The organism is Streptomyces sp. NPDC059534, assembly GCF_042743475.1.
In the GTDB taxonomy this organism is placed as follows: Bacteria; Actinomycetota; Actinomycetes; order Streptomycetales; family Streptomycetaceae; genus Streptomyces.
In genome coordinates, this window is the sequence record NZ_JBHWAQ010000023.1 from 55,697 (window position 1) to 80,441 (window position 24,745).

26 protein-coding genes are annotated in these 24,745 nt (G+C 71.5%); 16 read left to right on the top strand and 10 right to left on the bottom strand.

All coding sequences use genetic code 11. The features are described 5' to 3' along the window. Positions 1-138 precede the first annotated feature (138 nt). A complete protein-coding gene (locus ACFVZH_RS25740) occupies positions 139-576 on the bottom strand; it encodes a MarR family winged helix-turn-helix transcriptional regulator (protein WP_384900838.1) in 438 nt (145 codons plus the stop codon). A 130-nt stretch (positions 577-706) separates the two neighbouring features. Here ACFVZH_RS25740 and ACFVZH_RS25745 point away from each other — a divergent pair, with 130 nt between their 5' ends. The 4 genes from ACFVZH_RS25745 to ACFVZH_RS25760 all read left to right on the top strand — a co-directional run bounded on the left by ACFVZH_RS25745 (position 707) and on the right by ACFVZH_RS25760 (position 4,805). Beyond that, positions 707-1,528: an alpha/beta fold hydrolase gene (locus ACFVZH_RS25745; protein ID WP_384900683.1), complete on the top strand. Its 822-nt coding sequence runs from the start codon at positions 707-709 to the stop codon at positions 1,526-1,528. Between the two features lie 152 nt (positions 1,529-1,680). After that, positions 1,681-3,498, top strand: a complete 1,818-nt coding sequence (locus ACFVZH_RS25750; RefSeq protein WP_384900685.1) for a glycoside hydrolase family 15 protein — start codon at positions 1,681-1,683, stop codon at positions 3,496-3,498. A 120-nt stretch (positions 3,499-3,618) separates the two neighbouring features. Then, positions 3,619-4,218 carry a YdcF family protein gene (locus ACFVZH_RS25755; protein ID WP_384900687.1) on the top strand — a complete coding sequence of 200 codons (600 nt, stop codon included), beginning with the start codon at positions 3,619-3,621 and terminating at the stop codon, positions 4,216-4,218. Between the two features lie 170 nt (positions 4,219-4,388). Further along, a complete protein-coding gene (locus ACFVZH_RS25760) occupies positions 4,389-4,805 on the top strand; it encodes a peptidoglycan-binding protein (protein ID WP_384900689.1) in 417 nt (138 codons plus the stop codon). Between the two features lie 284 nt (positions 4,806-5,089). On the opposite strand, the gene ACFVZH_RS25765 is transcribed toward ACFVZH_RS25760, so the two are convergent. Next, positions 5,090-5,338 (bottom strand): hypothetical protein, encoded by a 249-nt coding sequence (locus tag ACFVZH_RS25765; protein WP_384900690.1) that lies wholly within the window; start codon positions 5,336-5,338, stop codon positions 5,090-5,092. Positions 5,339-5,560: 222 nt separating this feature from the next. Here ACFVZH_RS25765 and ACFVZH_RS25770 point away from each other — a divergent pair, with 222 nt between their 5' ends. Continuing rightward, on the top strand, positions 5,561-5,974 hold the full coding sequence (locus ACFVZH_RS25770; protein ID WP_384900692.1) for a VOC family protein: 414 nt from the start codon (positions 5,561-5,563) through the stop codon (positions 5,972-5,974). A gap of 220 nt (positions 5,975-6,194) precedes the next feature. Here ACFVZH_RS25770 and ACFVZH_RS25775 read toward each other — a convergent pair whose 3' ends face one another. Both ACFVZH_RS25775 and ACFVZH_RS25780 read right to left on the bottom strand, forming a co-directional pair. Continuing rightward, positions 6,195-8,009, bottom strand: coding sequence for a CAP domain-containing protein (locus ACFVZH_RS25775; RefSeq protein ID WP_384900694.1), 1,815 nt, complete (start codon positions 8,007-8,009; stop codon positions 6,195-6,197). Between the two features lie 317 nt (positions 8,010-8,326). Next, positions 8,327-8,920 (bottom strand): VOC family protein, encoded by a 594-nt coding sequence (locus tag ACFVZH_RS25780; protein ID WP_384900695.1) that lies wholly within the window; start codon positions 8,918-8,920, stop codon positions 8,327-8,329. Positions 8,921-9,069: 149 nt separating this feature from the next. Here ACFVZH_RS25780 and ACFVZH_RS25785 point away from each other — a divergent pair, with 149 nt between their 5' ends. After that, positions 9,070-9,471, top strand: coding sequence for a hypothetical protein (locus tag ACFVZH_RS25785; RefSeq protein WP_384900697.1), 402 nt, complete (start codon positions 9,070-9,072; stop codon positions 9,469-9,471). Between the two features lie 64 nt (positions 9,472-9,535). On the opposite strand, the gene ACFVZH_RS25790 is transcribed toward ACFVZH_RS25785, so the two are convergent. From ACFVZH_RS25790 to ACFVZH_RS25805, 4 genes are all read right to left on the bottom strand, one after another. Further along, positions 9,536-10,540 carry a MerR family transcriptional regulator gene (locus ACFVZH_RS25790; protein WP_384900699.1) on the bottom strand — a complete coding sequence of 335 codons (1,005 nt, stop codon included), beginning with the start codon at positions 10,538-10,540 and terminating at the stop codon, positions 9,536-9,538. A gap of 9 nt (positions 10,541-10,549) precedes the next feature. Then, positions 10,550-11,215: a HEAT repeat domain-containing protein gene (locus ACFVZH_RS25795; RefSeq protein WP_384900701.1), complete on the bottom strand. Its 666-nt coding sequence runs from the start codon at positions 11,213-11,215 to the stop codon at positions 10,550-10,552. A 177-nt stretch (positions 11,216-11,392) separates the two neighbouring features. Continuing rightward, complete coding sequence (locus ACFVZH_RS25800) at positions 11,393-12,565, bottom strand: FG-GAP-like repeat-containing protein (protein ID WP_384900702.1); 1,173 nt, start codon at positions 12,563-12,565, stop codon at positions 11,393-11,395. A gap of 92 nt (positions 12,566-12,657) precedes the next feature. Beyond that, a complete protein-coding gene (locus ACFVZH_RS25805) occupies positions 12,658-13,974 on the bottom strand; it encodes an MFS transporter (protein WP_384900704.1) in 1,317 nt (438 codons plus the stop codon). A gap of 206 nt (positions 13,975-14,180) precedes the next feature. On the opposite strand from ACFVZH_RS25805, the gene ACFVZH_RS25810 reads away from it, so the two are divergent. From ACFVZH_RS25810 to ACFVZH_RS25835, 6 genes are all read left to right on the top strand, one after another. Then, a complete protein-coding gene (locus ACFVZH_RS25810) occupies positions 14,181-14,504 on the top strand; it encodes a rhodanese-like domain-containing protein (RefSeq protein WP_384900706.1) in 324 nt (107 codons plus the stop codon). 109 nt (positions 14,505-14,613) lie between these two features. Then, positions 14,614-16,020: a rhodanese-like domain-containing protein gene (locus ACFVZH_RS25815; protein ID WP_384900708.1), complete on the top strand. Its 1,407-nt coding sequence runs from the start codon at positions 14,614-14,616 to the stop codon at positions 16,018-16,020. 140 nt (positions 16,021-16,160) lie between these two features. After that, entirely contained in the window at positions 16,161-16,745 is a 585-nt protein-coding gene (locus ACFVZH_RS25820) for a rhodanese-like domain-containing protein (RefSeq protein ID WP_384900710.1), read from the top strand. After that, positions 16,742-17,665 (top strand): sulfite exporter TauE/SafE family protein, encoded by a 924-nt coding sequence (locus ACFVZH_RS25825; protein ID WP_384900711.1) that lies wholly within the window; start codon positions 16,742-16,744, stop codon positions 17,663-17,665. The genes ACFVZH_RS25820 and ACFVZH_RS25825 overlap by 4 nt, the downstream gene beginning before the upstream one ends. Before the next feature lie 47 nt (positions 17,666-17,712). After that, the gene (locus ACFVZH_RS25830; protein WP_384900713.1) at positions 17,713-17,976 is read left to right on the top strand and encodes a metal-sensitive transcriptional regulator; all 264 of its coding nucleotides are present in this window, start codon (positions 17,713-17,715) and stop codon (positions 17,974-17,976) included. A gap of 171 nt (positions 17,977-18,147) precedes the next feature. Continuing rightward, entirely contained in the window at positions 18,148-18,483 is a 336-nt protein-coding gene (locus ACFVZH_RS25835; RefSeq protein ID WP_384900840.1) for a YnfA family protein, read from the top strand. A 107-nt stretch (positions 18,484-18,590) separates the two neighbouring features. Here ACFVZH_RS25835 and eno read toward each other — a convergent pair whose 3' ends face one another. Continuing rightward, on the bottom strand, positions 18,591-19,868 hold the full coding sequence (gene eno, locus ACFVZH_RS25840) for a phosphopyruvate hydratase (RefSeq protein ID WP_384900715.1): 1,278 nt from the start codon (positions 19,866-19,868) through the stop codon (positions 18,591-18,593). A gap of 171 nt (positions 19,869-20,039) precedes the next feature. Between eno and ACFVZH_RS25845 the strand changes: the two genes are divergently transcribed. From ACFVZH_RS25845 to ACFVZH_RS25860, 4 genes are all read left to right on the top strand, one after another. Continuing rightward, positions 20,040-20,462, top strand: a complete 423-nt coding sequence (locus tag ACFVZH_RS25845; RefSeq protein ID WP_384900717.1) for a MarR family winged helix-turn-helix transcriptional regulator — start codon at positions 20,040-20,042, stop codon at positions 20,460-20,462. 165 nt (positions 20,463-20,627) lie between these two features. Continuing rightward, positions 20,628-21,359 (top strand): VanZ family protein, encoded by a 732-nt coding sequence (locus ACFVZH_RS25850; RefSeq protein ID WP_384900720.1) that lies wholly within the window; start codon positions 20,628-20,630, stop codon positions 21,357-21,359. A gap of 9 nt (positions 21,360-21,368) precedes the next feature. Further along, complete coding sequence (locus ACFVZH_RS25855; protein WP_384900722.1) at positions 21,369-22,049, top strand: response regulator transcription factor; 681 nt, start codon at positions 21,369-21,371, stop codon at positions 22,047-22,049. Beyond that, the gene (locus ACFVZH_RS25860) at positions 22,042-23,121 is read left to right on the top strand and encodes a sensor histidine kinase (protein WP_384900724.1); all 1,080 of its coding nucleotides are present in this window, start codon (positions 22,042-22,044) and stop codon (positions 23,119-23,121) included. The genes ACFVZH_RS25855 and ACFVZH_RS25860 overlap by 8 nt, the downstream gene beginning before the upstream one ends. Positions 23,122-23,138: 17 nt before the next feature. On the opposite strand, the gene ACFVZH_RS25865 is transcribed toward ACFVZH_RS25860, so the two are convergent. Further along, complete coding sequence (locus ACFVZH_RS25865; protein WP_384900726.1) at positions 23,139-24,617, bottom strand: glutamate--cysteine ligase; 1,479 nt, start codon at positions 24,615-24,617, stop codon at positions 23,139-23,141. Positions 24,618-24,745: the final 128 nt, after the last annotated feature.

The following is a 24,745-nucleotide window of genomic DNA, read 5'->3' on the forward strand; positions in this document are numbered from 1 at the left end:
CGGGTTCTCTGGCCGGCTGACGGGCTGACTGGCCGGCCGGCTGACTGCCGGCCCGGCTGGCTGGCTGGCTGGCTGGCTGCGATCGGACTTCCGGACTGCCCCCGGGAGGGGCAGCGGGGGTCTTGGCCTGCGGCGGTTTCAGCCGGCGATCCGCGTCAGGGCGCTGGGGCCCAGATGTTCGGCGATGACACTCAGCGCGGCCTTGACCTCGTCCAGTCGCGCCGGGTCCTCCAGCGCCCGCTTGAGAACGCCGTCGATGTCCCCGGCACGGACCGCCGCCACGCGGGGGGAGGCGCTCGGGGACGGGGTGACGAGGGTGCGGCGGCGGTCGGCGGGGTCGGTGCGGGTCTCGACCGCGCCGGCCTCTCGCAGCCGGGCCACGCAGGCCGAGACCTTGCTCTGGGGGAACCCGGTGCGCGTGGCGATGTCCTTCACGGGCGTGCCGGGATGTGCCTTGATGTCGGCGGCGACGATGATCACCGACTGCGTACTCGTTCCGTGGGAGCCGATGCCCTCGGTGGGGATGGCGGCCTCGCCGAGCTTCATCAGGGTGCGGCCCAGCAGGGCCAGATCCATACCGTTCACGTGAGCAATATACATCACACTTGATACATCGATTCTGATGCATCGCTATTGATACATCAGAATCGATGCATTAGCGTGGGGTCCAGCCCACCACGAACCACCCCCACAGGGAGGACCCCTCATGACCACCGGCCTGCTGCCCGTCGACGGCGCCACGCTCTACTTCGAACAGCGCGGCACCGGCCCGCTCCTGCTCATCTCGCAGAGCGGCGAAGGCGACGCCCGGCGCACCACCGATCTCGTCGACGCCCTGGCCGACGACTTCACGCTGCTCACCTACGACCGCCGCGGCCTGTCCCGCAGCACCCTCGACCACCCCGAGCGGCCCGTCACCATGGCCGATCACACCGACGACGCCCACCGCCTCCTCACACACGTCACCGACAGCCCGGCGCACATGCTCGGCTGCAGCTTCGGCGCCGTCATCGGCCTGCACCTGGCCGCCGAGCACGGTGACCGGCTCGACACCCTGATCGCCCACGAGCCCGTGGCCCCCTGGCTGCTCGACGCGGACGCCGACGCCCACCGCCGCGAACTGGCCGAACTCCAGGACCTGTTCGCCACCGGCGGCCTCGCCACCGCCCTCCCGGCCATCGCGAAGTCCCTCGGCATCGACCCGACCCACCCCGACACCGAGCCCGACCTGACCCCGCAGCCCATGGACGAACAGCGCCGACGCAACTTCACCCACTTCATCACCGACGAGTTCACGGCCCTGCGCACCGACCCCGGCTGCCGTGACCGGCTCGCCGCCACCAAGACCCGCATCGTTCCGGCCACCGGGCGCACCACGCCCACCACGGTCTTCGACTACCAGGCCGCCCACCGCCTCGCCGCCCTGCTCGACCAGCCGGTCATCACCTTCCCCGGCGGCCACAACGGCAACACCACCCACCCCCGCGCCTGGGCGGCGCAGCTCCGCACCACCCTGCTCACCCACTGACCGCGACGGCTCGGGTGACGCGGTCAGCCAACCGGCACAGCTCCCCTGCGACCGGAAGCCGTCCGGCGCAGCTCCGGTGGCGCGGAGAGCTGCCCGGCCGCAGGGTGGGGCCCAGGACTGTCCGCCGCTCCGAGCCCACGAGGACATCGCCGATGCATCGATACCCGCCGATCGCCGACCACGGTCTCGTCGGAGACCTCCAGACGTGCGCGCTGGTGTCCGCGGAGGGGGTGGTGGACTGGCTGTGCTCACCACGGTTCGACTCGCCGAGCATCTTCGGCCGGCTCCTGGATCACGAGCGGGGCGGCCACTTCTCGATCACCGTGGAGGCCCCGGGCACGACGGTGCGGCAGCTCTACCTGGCGGACAGCGCGGTGCTGCTGACCCGCTTCCTCACCCCTGACGGTGTCGGCGAGGTGGCCGACTTCATGCCACTCGTCGCGGACCCGACCGTGCCCGCCGACCGGCACACCCTGGTCCGGGTCCTCCGGGTCGTCCGCGGCACGGTCCGCTTCGCGGTGGAGTGCCGGCCGCGCTTCGACTACGGCCGGGAGACACACGAGCTGGTCCTCGACGGCGCCACCGCCCGATTCACCGGCACTACCGCCGCCGCACACCTCCAGGCGCTCGGCGCCATCGCGCTGGAACGGGACGGGGAGGACGTCCGCGCGACCGTGGAACTGTCCGCCGGCCAGCGCGCCGCCACCGTACTCACCCTGGACGCGCCCGGCGCCGAACCGCCCGTACCGGCCGACGAGACGAGCCTGCAGACCGCCTTCGACGACGTCCGCTCCTTCTGGCACGAATGGATCAGCCGCTGCCGCTACCGGGGCCGCTGGCAGCAGCAGGTCAACCGCTCGGCGATCACACTGAAGCTGCTCACATACGCTCCGTCCGGCGCACCCGTGGCCGCCGCCACCATGGGCCTGCCCGAGCAGGTCGGCGGCGAACGCAACTGGGACTACCGCTACACCTGGGTCCGCGACGCCTCGCTCTCCGTGCGCGCCATGGTCGACCTGGGCTTCACCGAGGAGGCCGACGCCTTCCGCCTCTGGCTCGGCGCCCGGCTCCGGGCCGGCGGCACGGTCAGCGGCGAACCGCTCCAGATCATGTACCGGGTGGACGGCGATCCGCACCTGCGCGAGGAGGTACTGGACCACCTGGAGGGCTGGCGCGGCTCGGCCCCGGTCCGGGCCGGCAACGGCGCCGCCGACCAGCTCCAACTCGACATCTACGGCGAAGCCGTCTACGCCTTCGCGCAGGCCCGCGACCTCGCCCAACTGGCCGGCTACGACGGCTGGCAGCGCTTCGCCGCCACGGTGGACTGGCTGTGCGACCACTGGGACCGCCCGGACGAGGGCATCTGGGAGACCCGCGGCGGCCGCCAGGACTTCACCTACAGCCGGCTCATGTGCTGGGTCGCCTTCGACCGCGCCGTCCGCATGGCCACCGAACTCGGCCGCCCCGCCGACCTCCCCCGCTGGACCTCCGCCCGGGACGCCGTACTCCACCAGGTCATGGAACGCGGCTGGTCCGCCGACCGCCGAGCCTTCGTCCAGCACTACGGCAGCGACGTCCTCGACGCCTCCCTCCTCCTGATGCCGATCACCGGCTTCGTCTCGCCACGCGACCCCCGCTGGCTCTCCACCCTGGACGCGATGGACACCGAACTCGTCTCCGACAGCCTCGTCTACCGCTACGACCCCGCCGCCTCCCCCGACGGCCTCCGCGGTTCCGAAGGCACCTTCTCCCTCTGCAGCTTCCTCTACGTCGACGCCCTCGCCCGAGCCGGCCGCCTCGAACAGGCCCGCTACGCCTTCGACAAAATGCTCACCTACGCCAACCACGTCGGCCTCTTCGCCGAGGAAATCGGCCCCACCGGCGAACAACTCGGCAACTTCCCCCAAGCCTTCACCCACCTCGCCCTCATCACCGCCGCCCTCAGCCTCGACGCGGCCCTGGACCACTGACCCCCGTTCCGAGCCGACCGTCCAACAGGCGGGCGGTCAGACGATCCTCGAACTCCGGGTCCCGGTACCGCCGCGCTCCGCTTCCCGCGGGTCGGAAGCGCGGTGCCCTAGAGTCACCGCATGCGACGAAGGACCGGAGTGGTGATCGCCTGCGCGGCAGCCCTGGCCTGGGGCGAGTGGCTGAACCGGCGCTGGTCCCGAACGCTCGTCGGCAAGGGTGAAGGCACGTCAGAGGCCGTGGTCGTCCTCGGATACCGAAACCCGCAACCGACAGCAAACCTCGTCAACCGCTGGCGGGTTCGCGCCGGAATCCGCTCCCTCGCCGCAGGCAGCCCACGCGACACGCGTCTGATCCTCAGCGGTGGCGCGATCGGCGGCGCCGTCTCGGAGGCCCGACTGATGGCCGACTACGCGCATGCGGTGCTCGCGTTCCACGGCACCGTGATCCTCGAAGAGGACAGCAGCACGACATGGGAAAACGTCACCAACGTGATCCCCCTGCTCGAAGACGTCGACCGCATCAAAATCGCCTCCCAGCCGGCCCACGCCCTCAAAGCCCGCGTCTACCTGCGCCGCCAGCGCCCCGACCTGGCCCGGAAGCTCGTACGCGCCGACGACTACCGCCCCGGCGAGTGGTCCGCCGCCAAACCGCTCCTGGCCCTCTACGGACTCTGGACACTCCGTGCCCTCACCTCCGACGAACGAAAACGCCCGCTGTAGACGGCTGCCACTCCAGTCGGCCGCCGCCGGCGGCGACGGAGTACCGCGCGACCTCGGACGCTGCGACCGCGGACTGACCAGTCAATGTCAACGAGGCTGCGAGACAGTCCAGTTCAGGCCATCCGGATATGATCGACACTTTGATCCCATGAGCGCGCAAAGAGGTTCCCATGCGGCACACCCACATTCTCCGGCGCGGCACGACGGCCCTGGCCGCCGCCGCCCTCCTGGGGTTCGGCGCGGCACCCGCCCACGCCGACCCCGGCATCCCCACCGTCGGCTACGGCTACCAGAACTGGGGCTCCTCCGTCCGCTGCATCCAGTACTACGTGAATCAGCTCACGGACGTGCACATCCTGGAGGACGGCAAGTTCGGCCCCGAGACCGCGCTCGGAATCAGGCGAATCCAGCAGCTGGCCAGCACTGACTGGGCCGCCGCCCCTCTGAAGGTGGACGGCTACTTCGGCCAGGCGACGGGCCAGGTCGTACTGGAGCGCGTCAAGTACCACCCCTGGATGGTCGACGACTATCAGAAGGCATCCATCTGCGGCCACTACGTCCCCTCGTACACGGTGGTCCTCAACTGATCCCCCCATCCCCCTTCCGGGGCCGTCGTATCAAGCATTGACGACGGTGGTGCCACGGTGGGTCGGATTCAGTCATTCGACGGCCTCTGACACGGTGCGACGGGGCCAGGCGATGTCCGCTGGGTGTCTGCCGGCACCACCGGCGCGGTAAGGGAGCGGCTTGGTAGGCCGCTCCCTTATTCCGGACGCAGCGAGCGGGGTGAACTCCGGTGTAGGCGCCTCGGGCTGCGAGGGCACTGTGTCCGCAGGGAGTCGGTTCCGCTCGCGGTGACCACGAGTTCGCGTCAGCAGGCGGTGCCGGAGGCGAGTCGGGTGACTTGGCCGCCGGTGGAACCGCCGATGCCCGCCTCGCCGTTCTGGCGTTCCAGTTCCGCGGCGGCCTTGACGCTCTCCTTGAGCTGGGCGACCGAGGTGATGCGCTCGGGCTTGGCCGGGGCCGCCTCGCTCGTCGTGGCGGCGACGGCGGTGACCAGACTCGCCGCCAGCAGTGCGGCGGCCCCGGCCGCGGCCGTCTTGCGGGTCGAATTGCCCATGACGTACTCCTGTCTCACGGTGAAAGGAACCAGGAGCGTAGAAGGGCGAGGGGGCCGTGAACGGCACTCGGTGGCAGCAGTCGCCCGGCAGTTCCGGCCCGGGCATCGCGGCCAGGACCACCACGACCCTCGGCGGGCGTGGATCCGAGGTCGTCGGCGGGGCTTGGGCGAAGATCCGTGATCGGGCCGGAACGGGGACCGAGCTGAGTTAGAAAGATCGGCATGGAACTCACCCAGATACGCCTGTTGGTGTCCGACTTCCCCGCCGTCTACCGCTTCTACCGGGACGTGATCGGGCTCAAGCCGCAGTTCGAGGCCGAGGCGGGCCCGTACGCCAAGCTCAGCCCCGACACCGGACCCGCCGGGATCGCTTTGCAGGACCGGACGCAAATGGCGGGGGTGCTGGAGCAGTTGGGGGTGGCGCCGGAGGGGTACCGCTCGCTGGTGGTGCTGCGGGTGGACGACCTGGATGCCGCTCGGGCTGAACTCGTGTCGCGGGGTGCCGAGTTCGTTCGGGAACCGGGCCCGATGGGCGACCGTATGCGGGTCGCCTACCTGGAGGACCCGGAAGGGAATCTGATCGAGCTTCAGGAGTGGGTGGTACTGCGCGAGCAGGCTGGTGCCGGAGGGGCGTAGGGGTCAGGGGCGGGGTATCGAGGCCCGAGTGTGGTGATGCGCGTCGTCTGCGTTCCCGCGACGGCGCGCCCGGCACAGAGTGATGGGCGCGCCCGGCGGGGAGTTCGGGTAATGGATCGACCCGGACGGTGCGGTGGTCCACACGTTCGCGTCACAGCTCGGCCGTGACCCGGGCCGGGGCCGGGTCTTCCTCCCACATTCCGCTTCCCGCCTCCCGGGGTCAGCGGGCGCCGAACACCTGGGTCCAGTACGGGCCGCCGGAGGTGTGGATGCCAATGCCGATTTCCTTGAAGTCGCAGTTGAGGATGTTGGCGCGGTGGCCCGGGCTGTTCATCCAGGACTCCATGACCTGCTCAGGGGTGCTCTGGCCCATGGCGATGTTCTCGCCGTAGGTAGACCAGGGATAGCCGGCGGCGGTGACGCGCTCGCCGGGGCCGGCGCCGTCGGGGTTGGTGTGGTCGAAGAAGTCGCGGGCGGCCATGTCGTCGGAGTGGCCCTGGGCGGCTTTGTTGAGGGTGGCGTTGGCGGTGAGGGCTCCGCAACCGGCTTTGGCGCGCTCGGCGTTGACCAGCGCGATGACCTTGTCCGCGGCCGAGGACTGGCCGGTGTCGTGCTGCGTGCCGCCGCCCGGGCCGTCGTCCGTGCCGCCGGTGGGGGCGGTCTTCTTCGGGGTGGGGGCCTTGGTGGTGGGGGCGGGGGTGGTGGGGCGCTTCGTGGCGGGTGCCGCGGTGGTGGAACGGGGGGCCTTGCTCGGCGTGGCGGTGGGCCGCTTGGGGGTGCCGGGGGTCTGGGTCGGCGAGGCCGAGGTGGAGGGGGTTGCCGAGGTGGTGGACGGGGAGGCGGTGAGGGTGCCCGGTTCGTTCGCCAGGGGGAGGTCGAGGTCCGGCGCGGAGGCCCGGTTGGCCTCCAGGAGGTCCTCGTTGCCGCCGCGTGTGGCGTGCAGCGAGAACGCTCCGCCGGTCACCGCGACGACGGCCATCCCGGCCGCGACGACGGCGCGGCGGCGGTTGCGTTCGTCGGTCTGGCGGCGCCGCCGGCGGGTGGCGCGAGTGCTGCGTCGACCGGCCGCCGCGATGACGGCTTCGCGTTCCGCGGGGGTGGGGTAGCCGTTCACGTCGTGGAGGACGGCACCGTACGTCGCTGTCGGGGCGTCTGCGCTGAAGTCGGTCGCGGTGACGGCGCCGTACTCGGGCGGGGTGGCGGCGTCGCCGTACTCGGGCGGGGTGACCGCGTCGCCGTACTCGGGCGCGGCAGCCCCGAAGTCGGTCGGGGCGAATGTCTCGAAGTCGGTCGCGGCGGCTGCCCCGAAGCCGGCCGGGGCGACGACGCCCGGGACCCCCGTTACGGGCGCCACGCGCGCGCCGCCATGCGTCGCCGCGCCGAATCCGGTGGCGCAGTAAGCGCAGTGGGTCGTGTGGCGGGCGAGCTCGTCGCGCCAGGCGGCGCTCGGGTGGCCGTCCCAGGTGGCGGCCTGATCCTGGAGGGCGGGGCAGCGGGGGGCTCGCGTGAGGGCGGTGGTGACCGACTGGGCGGCGGCCAGGCGCAGGCGTACGGCTTCCCTGCGCATCGCCGTGTCCTGGGGGGTCCAGTTCAGTGCGGCAGACGTTTCGTACGGGCTCAGGTGCCCTTCCTCCTCCAGGGACCACAGTGCCGCCAGGACGGAGTCCTCGATGTCCAGCCAGGGGAGGGCGTCGGTGAGGCCGGAGCCGGGGGGTGCCGGTGGGGCCGGGTGGGCGGGGAGGCCGGTGGCGTGGGCGAGGGTGCTCGCGATGCCGATCGCGACGAGCCAGGGGCGGAAGGCGTCCGGGGAGGGGAGGGTGCCCAGTGCGAACTCGGCGCGGCTCAGGGTGTCGCGTACGACCGCGTGCACGGCGGCGGCGGAGCCGGGGCGGCCGTCGAGGGCGCGGGCGGCGAGGGCGTGGACCAGGGGCTGGTAGGCGCCGATGAGCTGCTCGCGGGCCCAGGTGTCGCCGTACTGCGCCGCCCGTATCAGCTCTGCATCCGTCAGCTGCTCAAAACCCGTGGTCCGCTGCACGCTGCCCGTCCTTCACTTGCCTTGTGGAGTTCCTTGCACAAGGGAGAGCCTCCGCCCGGGACGCCGATAACGGAAAGAGGAAGACCGGGTTTATGACGTGGGTCACATCCTCGGATCCGTCGAAGGGACCGCCCGCAGGGCGGCGCCGATGGGACCCGACGGAGGCCGACGGGGTGCACCGGAGCCCTGTCGGGTGGACGGAGCCATGTCGGATGGACGGAACCCAGTCGGGCGGCCGGAGCGCGAGGATGCGCTCGGGCCGCCCGACTCGCCCCGGCCCCCTGCCGTCCGGACGGCCCAGGCGGAGGCGGTCCGCGTCAGCGCGTGACGTGGTACTCGTTCCCGGCGGCGTCGAGGAACTCGCCGGGTTCGCGTTCCGGGTGGGTGATCTCCAGGCGCAGTCTGTTCCGCGTCGTCTTCGGCGCCGCGGGCGGTCCCATGACGAGCGAGACCGTGCTGGTGGGCGTACGGCGCAGCCGGAAGCCCCAGTCGTGGGACTCGTGGGCGGACCAGTCGGCCTGGGACTGCCAGAGCGTTTCCTGTGCGCGGCGGTCCTCGGCGGCGACGTCGAGGCAGACGGCGACGAGGCCGGAGTCGGCGAGCACTCCGTGGTGACCGGGACGGAGTACGCAGAACTCGTTTCCCTCCGGGTCGGCCAGTACGTCCCACGGGACGTCTCCCTGGCCGATGTCGGCCCGCGTGGCGCCGAGGGCGAGCAGGCGTGCCACCTCATTCTCCCAGTCCGGTCCCCCGGCCAGGTCGAGGTGGAGCCGGTTCTTGTGCGTCGTCTTGGGTTGCGAGGTCGGGACGAACCGCAGGTGCAGGTCGCCCGTGCGGCCTTGCGTCGCTTCCTGCCAGAAGCGGTCCATGCGCGCGACGTCCAGCGCGTCGATGACGATCCCCGTCAGCATCCTGTTCCCCCAAGCCGTTGATCCGGTTGCCGCCGCTCATTCTCGCCGCGCGGGAGGGCAGGGCGGGGTGCGTTGAGCCGGTCCGCGTCGCGGCCGGGAGGCCGCACACGTGTATCGACGGCAGTCCGGACTCGAAGGGGCGCTCGTCCGTGGACGGCGGCGAGATCGCGTGGGACGACGAGTCGAGGTTCGACGACGCGCGGAGCCCCGCGAGTACGGCACCGCACACCGAGGACGTCTTCACCGGCCGGGTGGCGGCGTTCGAGGAGCAGCGGGAACTCCGGAGCTGGACGGCGGACGTCTACCGGGTCGAGGTGGTCTCGGTGCTGCGTGGCGACGTACGGGGGACGGTGCGGGTCACGTACGCGCCGGAGGACGAGCCGAGGCCCCGGCTGGTGGACGGCGAGACGTACGTGTTCGCGACCCGGGCGTGGCCCGACACCGTCAAGGACGGTCACGCGCAGCTGTTCAAGGGCGAGATGAAGCCGTTGGACGACGCGCAGCTGACCGTGTGGAAGAAGGCGGTGGCGCTCCCGATGGCGCCGCGGTAGCAGGCCGTCGTCGGGTGCCACTGCTCCTCCACGGGCCGTTTACGGGCCACCCGGGGCGGAGACCTCACTCTGCCGCGCGCAGCCGAAGAAGGTACCCGGCCGTCAGCGCGACGGCGCGGTCCTCGTCGTGTGACAGCTCCGCGAGGGCGCGTGCGGCCGTCGCGCCCGGTACGGCGGCGAGCGCCTGGGTCAGACGTCCGCGTGCGGGGGCGTCCGTTGTGGCGAGGGCGAGGCGGTCGACGAGTTCGGTCGCGATGCGGTCCGCGGTGGCGGTGCCGTCCGCCAGTACGCCGAGGGCGTCGGCCGCGTCGCTGTCGTTGCGCCCTTCCACGATCACGTCGATGAGTATCGGGAGCGCCTCGGCCTCGCCGCGGGCTCCGAGCGCCAGGGCGGCATGCCCGCGGACCACCCCGTCGGGGTTCGTGAGGGCCTGCCGCAGCAGGGCGGTGGCCTCGCCGCCGGGCAGCTCGGCGAGGGTGCGGACGGCGCGTTCCCGCACCGCGGCCTCCGGTGAGGCGAGGCCCTCCGCGAGGAGGCCCGTGCCGCCGTCGGCCGAGCGCGCCAGCGCCCATCGGAGGGCGCCGGCGACGTTCGCGTCGGTCTCGTTCAGGGCCGCTTCGACGAGGGCCTCGACCGGCACCGGAACGTCGTCGGCCGAGGAGAGGGCCGCGCGCTGGCGTGCGTCGGCGTTCGTCGAACCGAGCGCCTGGAGGAGGGCGACGACCTGGAGGACGTCCTCCCAGCCGGCGGGGTCCGCGGCGTCGATGCGGCGCAGCCGGGTCAGCAGCTCGGTCTCGGCCTCGATGCGGTCACGTGTCTGGCGGATGAGGTCGCCGACGAGCGCCGAGGGGGTGAAGCCGGGTTCTTCGAGCGCCCGCCCGATCTCCCGCAGCGACAGTCCCAGCGACCGCAGGCTCTCGATGTGGAAGATCCGCCGGATGTCCTCCGCCGCGTACTCCCGATAGCCGGAGCCGCTACGAGCGGACGGCCGGACCAGGCCGAGCGACTCGTAGTGCCGGAGCATCCGGGCACTGACCCCGGACCGTTGCGCCACCTCACCGATCAACACGCCCTATTGTCACTCCTGCCCGGAACCGCCGAGGGCCACGACGCGCTTCGCCTCCTCGATCGCGAACTCGAAGCCCGTGTCCGGGTCGCGCAGCAGCCGCCGTGTGGCGAGCGCGTGGGTGCGCACCTGCGGGTCGGGGGCCGTCGTGGCGGCCTCCAGCGCCGGCACGATCGCCTCCCCCAGCGCGACGAGTGCCCGGCTGAGGCTCAGCTGCGTCTCCCGCTCGCCGCGCCCGAGCTGGGTCGCCAGTACGGAGGCCAACGCGGACTCCTCGCCCTCCGGTACGAGCAGCACCGCGGCGCGCCAGGCGCTGCGGGCCACTTCCTCGTCGGCGTCGCACATTAGCTCCCTCGTGATCGCCGGCCACGCCTGTCGGTCGCCGATCTTGGAGAGCGTGTGCAGTGCCTGGCTCCGTGCCTGTGCCCGCTCCGAGCGGACCTCGCGGAGCAGCTCGGGGAGCGTCACGGTCACCGGGTGGCGGGTGAGCGCCCAGGTCAGCATGTCGCGGACGAGGAACTCGGGCTCGACCGCGCAGCGCTCGATCAGCGTGCCGACGGAGCGTGGGTCGGGTGTCGTACCGACCGCAAGGGCGGCCCGCAACCGTACGGACGAGCGGCCGTCCTCCAGGGCCTGGAGCGCTCGCGTCATATCCGTGTTCTGTCCCGTGATCGTCATCGAGACCACCTCCTCGATGAGGAGTGAAAACCTTGTCACCGTGTCAAGGTCAACCGGGCGCGCTGCGCGATCACCGGCCGGCCGGTCGGTGATCGGTCGGTCGGTCGTGGAACAAGGGCGTTGAGCGAGGGCCTTGAGCGAGGGCCTTCACCGCGTCGGCGAAGGCCCTCGCACGCGTCAGAAGGCGCCGTTCAGGCTCCACCAGCTGGCGGTCGTCTGCTCGCCGGTCCGCACTCCGCCCGCGCCGGTGCCCTGGTACTGGACCAGCCAGTCGCCGTCGAGCGCGAGGAGGTCCGGTCGGGCGTCGCCCGACCAGTCGCCGATGCCGAGGAGGGAGTCCATGGCGTTCCAGCCGCCGCTGCCGACCAGGACGCGAGAGCCGAAGTAGCCCGCCCGGCCCGGGTAGAGCCAGAGCTTGCCGGTGGCGGCCTCGCGGGCGTAGAGGTCGGATCGGCCGTCGCCGTTGGTGTCGCCGACGGCCACCAGGCCGTTCATGGTCTGCCAGCCGCCGCCCATGAGCTTGCGGGCGCCGAGGCCGCCGGATGCCGTGCCCGGGTAGAGCCACAGCTTGCCGGTGGCCTTCTCCACGGCCAGGAGGTCCGACCGGCCGTCGCCGGTGAGGTCGCCGAAGGCGGTGATGCGGCTCATGCCGTTCCAGCCGCCGCCCATGAGCTTGCGGGCGCCGAAGCCCCCGGTGCCGCTGCCGGGGTAGAGCCACAGCTTGCCGGTGGCCTTCTCGCGGGCGAGCACGTCCTCCCGGCCGTCACGGCTGAAGTCCCCGTGGCGGGTGAAGGCGTTGAAGGCGTTCCAGCCGCCGCTGCCGGCCAGGCGGCCGGAACCGTCGCCGGGCAGGAACCACAGGCGCCCGGCGGTGTCGCGGACGAGGACGTCCGACCTCCGGTCGCCGTTCATGTCGCCGAACCCACCCGGCCTGGGCGCGGTCTGCGCGTACCAGTAGGGGTACGCGGCCGCTTCGCACTCCCGCGCCGTGCGGACGAACTTCAGCGAGCTGTAGGAGCCCGGCTCCATGTAGGTGCGATAGATCTCCCGGGGCTCGTAGGTGTTGTAACCCCTGGACACGCCGTAGTTCGGGTCGTCGTAGAGGCAGGCGATCAGGGCCGTGCGGTTGATGACCGAGCGGAAGCTGTTGTCCCAGGCGCCCAGCGTCGCCTTGTTCGTGTTCGTCTTGAACATCGAACCCGCGCCGTCGCCCTTCCAGGCGCAGAAGTACCCCGAAGGGCAGTCGTCGGCGGCTCGCGCGGGCGCGGCGCCCGCGCTGACGAGGCCGAGCGAGCCGAGCCCCAGCGTCACGGCCACAGTGGCCAGACGCCGAAGCAGTGATGTGCGCATTCGTTCCCTCCCTGTCGCGGCGAACAGGCTTTCAAGACGTGCCTTCGAGTCGCGCCGCGAGAGGGACCGTACCCGCGGTCACGGTCACACCGTCACGCGGGTGGCCGTCGCGTGTGGTCGGTGATCCAGCGGGCGGCGAGCAGGCCGGAGGCCGCGGTGAGGACGGCGGCGGCGATCACGGTGACGTCGAGGCCGAGCGTGTCGGCGAGGACGCCGGCGAACAGGGCTCCGGCGGCGTAGCCGATGTCGCGCCAGAAGCGGTAGGTGCCGAGCGCGTTGGCGCGCCAGGCGGGGTGGGCGTGGTCGGAGACGGAGGCGATGAGGGCCGGGTAGACCATGGCGGTGCCGAGCCCGAGGGCGACGGCGGAGAGGACCCCGGCCAGGAGCGGGGTGTCCAGAAGGGTGAGGGCGAGGACGAATCCGCCGGATTGGACGAGCATGCCGGTGACGATGAGGGGTCTGCGGCCGATGCGGTCGGCGAGATGGCCGGTGGGGATCTGGCCGATGCCCCAGAGGATGGAGTAGAGGCCCTTGATGAGGCCGACGGCGGCCAGGCCGAGGCCGTGGTCGGTGAACAGCAGGGGAAAGACACCCCAGGTCAGTCCGTCGTTGAGGTTGTTGACCAGACCGGCCTGGCTGGCGCCGCGCAGGGAGCGGTCGCGCCAGGAGGTGCGGGCGAACGTGGCCGCCAGTCCGGTGTCCTCCCCCGCGGGCAGCGGCTTCGTGTGCCGGCCGAGTTCGAGTGCGACGTGCCCTGCGGTGTCCCGTACCACGAGGGCCAGGGCGAGACCGGCGACGACGAAGACGACGCCGATGAGCTCCGGGACGGGCCGCAGACCGTAGGACGTGGCGAGGTAGCCGGTGACCAGCGCGGTGACGCCGACGGCGGTGTAGCCCGCGGCCTCGTTCAGGCCGGTGGCCAGGCCCCTGCGGGCGGGCCCCACGAGGTCGATCTTCATGTTGACCGTCATCGACCAGGTCAGGCCCTGGTTGAGGCCGAGCAGGACGTTCGCGGCGACGATCCACCCCCACGAGGGCGCCCAGGCGAGCGCGAAGGGTACGGGTACGCCGATCAGCCAGCCGGTGACGAGCAGCTGCTTCCGGCGGAAGCGGGCCGTCAGGGCTCCGGCGGCCAGGTTGGTCAGTGCCTTGGTGAGGCCGAAGGCGATGATGAAGGAGAAGACGGCGAGGTCGCTGGTCAGGCCGAAGGTGTCGGTGCCGATGAGCGGCACGGTGGTGCGCTCCAGGCCCACCAGACCGCCTACCGCGATGTTGACGACGACGAGCAGGGAGAACTGGAGCCGGTTCTCCCGCAGCCCCAGGCGGACCGGGCGCCCGGCGGCGTCGGTCGGAGCGTCGACCGCGGGCGTCGTCACCGTGGGCGTGGCGTCCGTGGGCGTGGCGTTCACGAGGCATCTCCTCCGGGCCTTGACAGTGCACATCCAGTACGTATCCGCAGATCACCATACCCCTATGGGTATATTTCAGGAGCCTGGAGACGCGCTCCCACCCTGTGAGCCAGGATACCCAGGGGGGTATTTGACTTCCCCGCGACGCCACCTTACGGTCGAGTACGTAAATACCCAGGGGGGTATCGATAGCAAGGGATACCTCGATGCGAGAAGCAGGTCTGGACGTCTTCGCGGCCGAGCTCGCCCAAGGCGCGTTCGCCATCGACGTCCGCGAGCCCGACGAGTACACGAGCGGCCACGTGCCGGGAGCGCTCAGCACCCCGCTGTCGGCGCTCGGGGCCGTACTCGGCGAGCTGCCCGGCGACCGACCCGTGTACGTGATCTGCGCAAGCGGCAACAGGAGCGCCTGGGCCGCCGAACAGCTCGCGGCACGCGGACTGGACGCCGTATCCGTAGCGGGCGGCACCGCGGGCTGGGCTCGCAGCGGCCGAGCGCTCGTGCGCGGCACGACGGCTCGCGCCGCCTGAACCCCCGGCCCTCCGGGAGCTCGACCCACCGCGTCGGGCGTACCACCGCCGCGTACCCCGGCACGCTCGCACCCACCGCGAGGTGCCCGTTCGTCATGAAGGGATTGCCGTGTTCTTCACCCAGTACTACCTCGACTGCCTCTCCCAGGCGTCGTACATGGTCGCCGACGAGACCACCGGCCAGGCGGTGGTCGTCGACCCACGACGGGACGTGTCCGAGTACCTGGCCGACGCCGCCGCGCACGGGTTCACGGTGGTCGGCGTGATCAACACGCACTTCCACGCGGACTTCGTCGCCGGCCACCTGGAGATGGCGGACGAGACCGGTGCCTGGATCGGCTACGGCCGGCGCGCCGAGACCGAGTACGCCATCCGCACGTTCGCCGAGGGCGAGCGGATCTCCCTCGGCGACGTCACCCTGCGGATCATGGAGACGCCCGGGCACACCCCGGAGTCGATCAGTGTCCTCGTGTACGAGCACGCCGACGACACCGTCCCGTACGGCGTCCTCACCGGCGACGCGCTGTTCATCGGCGACGTGGGCCGCCCCGATCTCCTCGCCTCCGTCGGCGTCACCGCCGACGAACTCGGCGCGATGCTCCACGACAGCGTCCAGAACAAGCTGATGGGCCTCCCCGACGAGGTCCGCGTCTTCCCCGCGCACGGCGCCGGATCGGCCTGCGGCAAGAACCTGTCCACCGCGAAGCAGTCCACCATCGGCGAGCAGCGCGCCACCAACTACGCCTGCGCGCCGATGAGCCGCGAGGACTTCGTGGCCCTCGTCACCGCCGGGCAGTCGGCCGCCCCGGGCTACTTCGCCTACGACGCCGACCTCAACCGCAAGGACCGGGTCCGCTACGACGCCTCCGCGGCCCCTCGGCCCCTGTCGCTCGCCGAGTTCGACGCGCTGCGGGCCGGCGGCGCCGTCGTGGTGGACGCCCGCGACCCGCAGGAGTTCGCGGCCGGGCACCTGAACGGCGCGGTGAACGTGCCCGCGGACGGACGCTTCGCCGAGCAGGCGGGCACCGTACTCGACCCCTCCGACGAACTGGTCGTCATGGCGCCGCAGAACCGTGAGGAGGAAGTCGTCACCCGCCTCGCCCGCATCGGCTTCGACCGCGCCGTCGGCTATCTGCGCAACCCCGAGGACGCCCTGACGGCACTCGCCGACGAGGTCGCCCCGGCCAGCCGCGTCACCGCCGCGCAGCTGCGTACCGCCCTGGCCGGCGACAACGCCCCCGTCGTCGTCGACGTCCGCACCTGCGGCGAACGCGAGGCGAACGGCTTCATCGAGTCCGCCCTGCACATCCCCCTCAGCGAACTGCCCGCACGCAGCGCCGAGCTGCCCACCGACCAGCCCCTCGTCCTCCACTGCGCCGGCGGCCACCGCTCCTCCATCGCGGCCAGCCTTCTGCGCCACCAGGGCTTCACCGACGTCTCCGACATCCTCGGCGGCTACGCCGCCTGGGCCCTGACGGCCGAATCCGTCGGGGCGGCGGAGCCTGTCGGGGCCTGATAGCCAGGCCCTGATCGTCAGGGCCTGATCCGGCAGCCCGCTCCCCCTTCGCCCATGGGGGCCCTCTCTCCGTCCATCTGGGCCCCCCACACCCTCACGAATACCCCCCCGGGTATATGGATCCGACCGAAAGGAACCCCATGAGCACCACCCCCGCGCCCTCCCCCGCCCTCACCCCGGCCGCGCTGCATCGGCTCGTCCAGGAGGGACGGGCACCACGCCTGCTGGACGTGCGCACCCCCGGCGAGTTCCGTACGGCGCACATCCCGGGCTCGTACAACGTCCCGCTCGCCACCCTGCGAGAGCACCGCGCCGAGCTGCTGACCCACCTCGACGAGGACGTGGTGCTCGTCTGCCGTTCCGGGGCCCGCGCCTCGCAGGCAGAGAAGGCACTGGCCGAGGGCGGTCTGCCGAACCTCCGCGTCCTGGAGGGTGGCATCGTCGCCTGGGAGACCGCCGGCGCTCCCCTCAACCGGGGTCCCGAGCGGTGGGACATGGAGCGGCAGGTGCGGCTCGTGGCGGGCTCGATCGTGCTGGCCACCGGCCTCGTCGGGGTGTTCGTCCCGGGCGCGCACCTGATCGGAACCGCGATCGGAGCCGGCCTCACCTACGCGGCCGTCAGCAACTCGTGCGCCATGGGCGTCCTGCTGTCCAAGCTGCCCTACAACCGGGGTCCGCGTCCCGACATCCGCACCGTGATCGCGGAGCTGCGGAGCACGTCGTGACCGTCCTCGTCGTCGCGGCCTCGCTGCTCGTGGGCGTCAGCCTCGGCATCCTCGGCGGCGGAGGCTCGATCCTGACCGTGCCGATCCTGGTCTACCTCGCCGGCCAGGAGACCAAGGAAGCCATCGCCACGTCGCTGTTCGTGGTCGGCGTGACCAGTCTGGCCGCGCTCGTTCCGCACGCGCGGGCCCGGCGGGTGCGCTGGCGGACCGGTCTGCTGTTCGGCGCGTTCAGCATGGTCGGCGCGTACGGCGGCGGCCGGCTCGCCGAGTACATCCCGGGGACGGTCCTGCTCGTCGCGTTCGCGCTCATGATGCTGGCCACCGCCTTCGCGATGCTCCACAAGCCCCGCAAGGGGGCGAAGAAGACACGGCCCGCGCACGGCGATCTGCCGCTCAAGCACATCGCGGTCGAAGGTCTGGTCGTCGGTGCGGTGACGGGCCTGGTCGGCTCGGGCGGCGGATTCCTCGTCGTCCCGGCCCTCGCGATCCTCGGCGGCCTCCCGATGGGCATCGCCGTCGGTACGTCGCTGCTCGTCATCGCGATGAAGTCCTTCGCCGGCCTCGCCGGACACCTCTCCGGCGTGGAGATCGACTGGCGCCTCGCGCTGACGGTGACCGCGGCCGCCGTGGTCGGCAGCCTCGTCGGCGGCCGGCTCGCGGGCCGCATCCCCCAGGACGCGCTCCGCAAGGCTTTCGGCTGGTTCGTCGTCGTCATGGGCGTCTTCGTGCTCGCCCAGCAGGTCGACACCGCCCTGTGGACCCGGCCGCTCACCTGGGCGGGCCTCGGGGTCGTCCTGGCCGCCGCGCTCGCCACCCGGCTCCGACGGGTCCGGCATGCGCCGCGCCCGGATGCGGCGGCCCCCGTCCACGGACCTTCCAGGCCCCTGGAGGGACACGGGCAGAGCAGAACAAAGTCCTGATTTATACCCCATGGGGTATCCTTGCCAGGGGGGCGAAGGAGGATGTCGTGCAGGTAGACCAAGATTCGGTACGGCCGGTCCTTAACCGCCTACGGCGGGCACAGGGACAGCTGGCCGCAGTGATCACGATGGTCGAGTCGGGCCGCGACTGCAAGGACGTCGTGACCCAGCTCGCCGCCGTCTCCCGCGCCCTGGACCGCGCCGGATTCAAGATCGTGGCCAGCGGCATGCGACAGTGCCTCGCCGACGACACCGACGCCCCACCCATGTCGGAAGAGGAGCTGGAAAAGCTCTTCCTCGCCCTGGCCTGACCCTCCCGCGTCCGGCCGGCACCTCCCGTGCCGGCCGGACGCGGGCGTTCCCGTACGGTGGGCCGCGCGGCGCCGCCCGCCGTCCTGCTCGCGCCCACCCTCCTCGAACCCACACCCGCACCTGCGCCCACACCCACACCCACACCGAATCAGACCGGAAAGCCCCTCACCGTGCTCGTCGTCCGCTCCATCAGCCTGTTCGCCGTCGCCGCCCTCTTCGAAATCGGGGGCGCCTGGCTGGTCTGGCAGGGCCTTCGCGAGCACAAGGGCTGGATCTGGATCGGCGCAGGTGTCATCGCCCTGGGGCTGTACGGCGTCGTCGCCACCTTCCAGAGCGATGACAACTTCGGCCGCATCCTCGCCGCGTACGGCGGCGTCTTCGTCGCCGGATCGATCGCCTGGGGCATGGTCGCCGACGGCTACCGCCCCGACCGCTTCGACGTCATCGGTGCCCTGATCTGCCTCGCCGGGATGGCGGTCATCATGTACGCCCCACGCGGCCACTGACCCCGACCGGACGGCCACTCGGCGGGTATGACCGGGGATGGTTCGGGACGGTTCGGGACGGGAGCGGGGGCGGCGTGGCGGCCCGGACGTGAGCCGCCGGACAGGCCCTACCGGCGCAGGGCCGTCGCGCCCGCGTATTGGGCGGTCGATCCCAACTCCTCCTCTATGCGGATGAGTTGGTTGTACTTGGCGGTGCGGTCGGAGCGGGACAGGGAGCCGGTCTTGATCTGGCCGCAGCCCGTGGCAACGGCCAGGTCCGCGATCGTGGTGTCCTCCGTCTCGCCCGAGCGGTGCGACATGACGACGGTGTAGCCCGCCCGGTGGGCGGCGTCGACGGTGGCCAGGGACTCCGTGAGGGTGCCGATCTGGTTGACCTTCACCAGCACCGAGTTGGCGACGCCGGAGCCGATGCCTTCCCGCAGGAGGGTTTCGTTGGTGCAGAACACGTCGTCGCCGGTGAGCTGGCAGCGCGAACCGACCCGCGCGGTCAGGTCCCGCCACCCCGTCAGGTCGTCCTCTGCCATCGGGTCCTCGATCGAGACGACGGGGTAGGAGTCGATCAACTTGACCAGGTAGTCCGCGTGTTCGGCGGGCGTACGCCGCACCCCTTCGCCGGAGTAGTCGTAGACGCCCTCGCGGAAGAACTCGGACGACGCCGGGTCCATGACCAGGCCGATGTCCTCGCCGGGCCGGTATCCGGTGCGCTCGACGGCGGCCACCACGAAGTCGAGCGCCTCCTCGGCGGTACGCAGGGCGGGGGCGAAGCCGCCCTCGTCGCCCACGCCCGTGGAGTGACCGGCGGCGAGGAGGTCGCGCCGCAGGGTGTGGAAGATCTCGGATCCCATCCGCACGGCCTCGGCGAAGGTCTCCGCGCCGATCGGCGCGATCATGAACTCCTGGAAGTCCAGGGGATTGTCGGCGTGCGCGCCCCCGTTGACGATGTTCATCATCGGCACGGGCAGCAGCCGGGCGTCGGCTCCGCCGAGGTAGCGGTAGAGCGGCAGGCGGTGGGCGGCGGCCGCGGCCTTGGCGGTGGCCAGGGACACCCCGAGGATCGCGTTGGCGCCGAGCCTGGACTTGGTGGGGGTGCCGTCCGTCGCGATGAGGGCGGCGTCCAGGCCCGCCTGATCCTCGGCCTCGCGGCCGACGACGGTGGCCGCGAGCTCCGTGTTGACGTGGCGCACCGCCTGGTCGACGCCCTTGCCGTGCCACCGCGCCGGGTCGCCGTCGCGGAGTTCGACGGCCTCGCGGGCCCCGGTCGAAGCGCCGGAGGGGACCGCGGCCCGGCCGATGGATCCGTCGGCCAGTTCCACGTCCACTTCGACGGTGGGGTTGCCCCTGCTGTCGAGGACGCGGCGGCCTGTGACGGAGGTGATGGCGGTCATGGGAGTCCTTCCCCTTGTCGCATGTACGCCGGGTTCTCGGCTGCGGCGACGGTGGCGCTGGACCCGGCGCGGCAGACTCTACAGCAGCACTGCGCAGTTGTGCTGTTTAGTTTCGCTGTTCAGTTTTGCTGTACAGTTCTGCTGCGTAGCCGTGCTGCGTTAAAATTCGGCATGCCCCTTCCGGAATCCGCCGCCATCGCCGCCGAACTGCGCACCGCGATGGGCAAGCTCACGCGGCGCGTGAAGCTGGAGGACCAGATGCCCTTCGGCCAGGCGGCCGTCCTCGGCGCACTGGACCGCAGCGGTGCGATGACGACCAGCGAACTCGCGGCCGACCAGCGCGTACGCCCCCAGTCCATGGCCCGAGCCGTCGGACTCCTCATGGACCAGGGGCTGATCACCCGCCGCGCCCACCCGACCGACGGCCGCAAGAGCCTCGTCGAACTCTCCCCCGCCGGACAGGCACTGCTGGAGGAGGAGCGAGGACGCAGGGCGGACTGGCTCGCGCGTGCGATCGAGGCCGAGTTGACGGGGGAAGAGCGGGCCCTGCTGGCGCAGGGAATCGGGCTGGTGGAAAGGCTCGCGGCGCACTAGCCAGCGGTCGGCCCCGCACTCACCTCTACGGCGACCGTCGACGCGTGGGACCTCGGCGGCACTCGACCGGGCCACCACGGGCCGGGATACCGGGCACTTCGTGTATCGCGGGTGTATCGAGAATCGCATACGGCACCGCAACGGCCCTCCGGCTTCCCTGGGGGCATGAGTCACCACATATCCCTGTCAGCACCTCCTCGTCGTACCCGCGCGGTCGTGTGGACCGGCCTGGCGGTCCTCGGTGTGCTGGGCGCGGCGTTCGTCGTGCGGAGGCCGCTCATGATGTCGGCTCCGCGGTGTGTGGCCGGGCGGTGGCACGGGTGCTGGGACACGTTCAACGGCGTGGTGTTCCTGACATTGGTCGCGCTGCCGTTGGCCGGACTGGTGGTGTGCGTACTGGCGCGCCGGCGACGGGGCGCGGGGGTCGCGGCGCCGTGGCGGGCGTCGGTGGCCGAGGTGGGCATGGTGTACGGGACGGTGCCGTTCGTGTGGATGACGATGATGCCGGGTGCGGGGGCCGGCGTCGTTCCCGGTCGGGTGAGTCTGGTGCCGGTGCGGGACCTGGTCACGATGGGGCCGCTCGGGATCGTCGGGAACCTGTTGGTGTTCGCGGCGCTGGGGTTCTTCGCGCCGATGCGGTGCGCGGCGCTGGCGTCCGTGCCGCGTGTGCTGGCGCTCGGGGCGGTCTGCTCGGTGCTGGTGGAGACCGCGCAGTACGTGCTGCGGCTGGACCGGGTGTCCTCCGTGGACGACGTACTGGTCAACGCTGCCGGCGCCGGGCTGGCGGCTCTGATGTCGCGTCGCTGGTGGCGTACGACGGCGGGGGCGCCGTCGGATCAGGGCCGCCCCGCGCAGGCGTCGGCAGTGGATACGTCGGCGATACGTCGTGGTGCTTAGGCTTCGGGGATGCGCGTACTGATCGTCGAGGACGAGCCCTACCTGGCCGAGGCCGTTCGTGACGGGCTCCGGCTGGAGGCGATCGCCGCCGACATCGCCGGCGACGGCGACTCCGCTCTGGAGCTGCTGAGTGTCCATGCGTACGATCTCGCGATCCTCGACCGTGACATCCCCGGGCCCTCCGGCGACGAGGTCGCGCGGCGCATCGTGGCGTCGGGGAGCGGGATCCCGATCCTGATGCTGACGGCTGCCGACCGGATCGACGACAAGGCGTCCGGCTTCGGGCTGGGGGCCGACGACTACCTCACGAAGCCGTTCGAGCTGCGGGAGCTCGTCATGCGGCTGAGGGCGCTCGACCGAAGGCGCGCGTACGCCCGGCCCCCGGTCCGTGAGCTCGCGGGTCTGCGCGTCGACCCCTTCCGGCGGGAGGTCTTCCGTGACGGACGCTATGTGGCGCTCACGCGCAAACAGTTCGCCGTGCTGGAGGTGCTCGTCGCCGCCGAGGGCGGGGTCGTCGGTTCCGAGGAGCTGCTGGAGCGGGCGTGGGACGAGAACGCCGATCCGTTCACCAACGCCGTACGCATCACCGTCTCCGCGTTGCGCAAGCGGCTCGGCGAACCCTGGGTCATCGTCACGGTACCGGGGGTCGGCTACCGCATCGACTCCCGCCCCGGCGGTACGCATGCGTAGGCGTCCGGGGCTCAGCGTCCGGCTGAGACTCACCCTCAGCTATGCCGGGTTCCTCGCCGTGGCCGGTGCGCTCCTGATGGCCGTGGTGTGGGGGTTCCTGCTGCGCTACGTCCCCGACAACTCCCAGGGACTTCTCGGGGTCTCGCCCAACCGCTACCTGCTCGTGCGCACGTTCGCCCCCGCCGCGGCCGCGGCGATGGTGTTCCTGCTGGTGTTCGGCCTTGTCGGAGGATGGTTCCTCGCCGGCCGGATGCTCGCGCCGCTCACGCGGATCACGGCGGCGGCGCGGTCGGCCGGAAGCGGGGCGTTGTCGCACCGGATCCGCATGGGGGGCCGCCAGGACGAGTTCCGGGAGCTGTCCGACGCGTTCGACACCATGCTCGAACAGGTCGAGTCGCATGTGGCCGAGCAGCGGAGGTTCGCCGCGAACGCCTCCCATGAACTGCGCACCCCGTTGGCCATCTCACGGACGCTGCTCGACGTCGCCCGTAAGGACCCCACAGGGGACCGGGAGGAACTCGTCGAGCGCCTGCAGGCGGTCAACGCGCGCGCGATCGGCCTCACCGAGTCCCTTCTGCTGCTCAGTCGCAGCGACCGAGGGACCTTCGACCGCGAGCGCGTCGACCTCTCCCTCGTCGCCGAGGAGGCCGCAGAGACGCTGCTCCCTCTCGCCGAGCAGCGCGGGATCACGCTCGACGTCACGGGCGGAGCGGCACGGACCGGCGGCTCCGCGGAACTCCTGCTACGGATGGTGACGAACCTCGTCCAGAACGCCGTCGTCCACAACCTGCCCGTTGGCGGCACCGTGACGGTCCGGACCGAAGTGGCGGGGGACGCGAGCGTGGTGCGGGTCGAGAACACGGGGCTACCGCTGGCGCCGGAACTGGTGCCGACGCTCACCGAGCCCTTCCAGCGCGGAACGGAGCGGGTGCGCACCGACGAGCACGCCGGTGTCGGCCTCGGTCTCGCCATCGTGCAGAGCATCGTCCGCGCCCACGACGGGACCCTCGACCTCGTTCCCCGCCCCGAGGGCGGTCTCGTCGTGTCGGTGCGGCTCCCTGGCGTGCCGTAGGCGCCGCGCCCCGGTGGTCAGTCGACCGGCCAGGTATGCGCGGGTGCGTTCATGTGCATGTAGCCGATGTACTGCTGGGTCATGCGCCGGAGGGCCTCGTGCCGGTCCAGGTGGGCGATGTCGTGGAGGTGGTGGTACATCTCCGACTGCCACACGGCGCCGTTGCGGCCGCTGACGCAGCGCTGCTCGATGACGCCCAGGAGGGGTTCGCGCCGGGCGGTGTCGAGGCCGATGCGTTGGAGGCCGCGGTCGGCGAGGGGCAGCAGGCGCCGCAGGACGAGCTCGGTGGCGGGGACCTCTCCCATGCCGGGCCAGTAGAGCTGGGCGTCGATGCCGTGCCGGGCGGCGGTGTGCAGGTTGTCCTCGGCGGCGGAGAAGGACATGCGGGACCAGACGGGACGGTCCTCGTCGACGAGGGCGCGGAGGAGCCCGTAGTAGAAGGCGCCGTTGGACAGGGTGTCCGCGACGGTGGGGCCGGCGGGGAGCACGCGGTTCTCGATCCGGAGGTGGGGGACGCCGTCGACGACGGCGTACACCGGCCGGTTCCAGCGGTACACCGTGCCGTTGTGCAGGGTGAGCTCGGCGAGCTCGGGGGTGCCGCCGCGGTCGAGGGTCTGCTCGGGGTCCTCGTCGTCGCACAGCGGGAGCAGGGCGGGGAAGTAGCGCGCGTTCTCCTCGAAGAGGTCGAAGACGGAGGTGATCCAGCGCTCGCCGAACCACACCCGGGGGCGGACTCCCTGCACCTTGATCTCGTCCGGTCGGGTGTCGGTGGCCTGTTCGAACAGCGGGATGCGGGTCTCGCGCCACAGTTCCTTGGCGAAGAGGAACGGCGAGTTCGCGGCCAGGGCGACCTGCACTCCCGCGATGGCCTGCGCGGCGTTCCAGTAGTCGGCGAACTCGTCCGGTGAGACCTGGAGGTGGAACTGGGTGCTGGTGCAGGCCGCCTCGGGGGTGATCGTCTCCGCGTACGTACGCAGTCGCTCCACGCCGTCCACCGAGATCAGCAGGTCCTCGCCGCGGGCGGAGAAGATCTGCTCGTTGAGGAGGTGGTAGCGCGGGTTCTCGGACAGCGAGTGCGGGCCGGCGTCCTCGATCTCCAGCGTCGGCAGGATTCCGATCATGACGAGATGGGCGCCGATCGCCGCGGCCTTCTCCTCGGCGTGGTTGAGCGCGTCGCGGATCTCCTGCTCCCAGGCGTCCGGTCCCCCCTCGGCGAGCCTCCGCGGGGCGACGTTGATCTCCAGATTGAACCGGCCCAGCTCGGTCGACCAGGACGGATCGGCGATCGCGTCCAGGACGTCCGTACTGCGCATGGTGGGCTCGCCCTGGGCGTCCACGAGGTTCAGTTCGATCTCCAGACCGACCTGCGGCCGCTCGAAATCGAATCGCGACTCCCGCAGCATCCGCGCGAACACGTCGAGACAGGTGTGCATCTTGTTCCGGAACTGGCGCCGGTCGTCACGGGTGAACACCAGCGCCGGGACGTCACGTCCCATTCGGCCCTCCCGAGTCTCGTCGGCACAGGCCCCACCATTCAGGCTCCCACTCCGGTGGCGGCCTCACCACCGAAGCGGCCGCGTGCCCTGCGTGTTCTCTCGGCCGCGCGGACTACCGTGCGCGACCA

Bases quoted from the DNA above. Each gene is read 5' to 3' on its own strand.
- ACFVZH_RS25780 (WP_384900695.1), bottom strand. From the start codon at position 8,920: ATGCTGACGGGGATCGTCATCGACGCGCTGGACGTCGCGCGCATGGAC.
- ACFVZH_RS25740 (WP_384900838.1), bottom strand. From the start codon at position 576: ATGGATCTGGCCCTGCTGGGCCGCACCCTGATGAAGCTCGGCGAGGCC.
- ACFVZH_RS25765 (WP_384900690.1), bottom strand. From the start codon at position 5,338: ATGGGCAATTCGACCCGCAAGACGGCCGCGGCCGGGGCCGCCGCACTG.
- ACFVZH_RS25750 (WP_384900685.1), top strand. From the start codon at position 1,681: ATGCATCGATACCCGCCGATCGCCGACCACGGTCTCGTCGGAGACCTC.
- ACFVZH_RS25860 (WP_384900724.1), top strand. From the start codon at position 22,042: ATGCGTAGGCGTCCGGGGCTCAGCGTCCGGCTGAGACTCACCCTCAGC.
- ACFVZH_RS25820 (WP_384900710.1), top strand. From the start codon at position 16,161: ATGAGCACCACCCCCGCGCCCTCCCCCGCCCTCACCCCGGCCGCGCTG.
- ACFVZH_RS25755 (WP_384900687.1), top strand. From the start codon at position 3,619: ATGCGACGAAGGACCGGAGTGGTGATCGCCTGCGCGGCAGCCCTGGCC.
- ACFVZH_RS25865 (WP_384900726.1), bottom strand. From the start codon at position 24,617: ATGGGACGTGACGTCCCGGCGCTGGTGTTCACCCGTGACGACCGGCGC.
- ACFVZH_RS25795 (WP_384900701.1), bottom strand. From the start codon at position 11,215: ATGACGATCACGGGACAGAACACGGATATGACGCGAGCGCTCCAGGCC.
- ACFVZH_RS25850 (WP_384900720.1), top strand. From the start codon at position 20,628: ATGAGTCACCACATATCCCTGTCAGCACCTCCTCGTCGTACCCGCGCG.
- ACFVZH_RS25745 (WP_384900683.1), top strand. From the start codon at position 707: ATGACCACCGGCCTGCTGCCCGTCGACGGCGCCACGCTCTACTTCGAA.
- ACFVZH_RS25855 (WP_384900722.1), top strand. From the start codon at position 21,369: ATGCGCGTACTGATCGTCGAGGACGAGCCCTACCTGGCCGAGGCCGTT.
- ACFVZH_RS25770 (WP_384900692.1), top strand. From the start codon at position 5,561: ATGGAACTCACCCAGATACGCCTGTTGGTGTCCGACTTCCCCGCCGTC.
- ACFVZH_RS25845 (WP_384900717.1), top strand. From the start codon at position 20,040: ATGCCCCTTCCGGAATCCGCCGCCATCGCCGCCGAACTGCGCACCGCG.
- eno (WP_384900715.1), bottom strand. From the start codon at position 19,868: ATGACCGCCATCACCTCCGTCACAGGCCGCCGCGTCCTCGACAGCAGG.
- ACFVZH_RS25800 (WP_384900702.1), bottom strand. From the start codon at position 12,565: ATGCGCACATCACTGCTTCGGCGTCTGGCCACTGTGGCCGTGACGCTG.
- ACFVZH_RS25810 (WP_384900706.1), top strand. From the start codon at position 14,181: ATGCGAGAAGCAGGTCTGGACGTCTTCGCGGCCGAGCTCGCCCAAGGC.
- ACFVZH_RS25760 (WP_384900689.1), top strand. From the start codon at position 4,389: ATGCGGCACACCCACATTCTCCGGCGCGGCACGACGGCCCTGGCCGCC.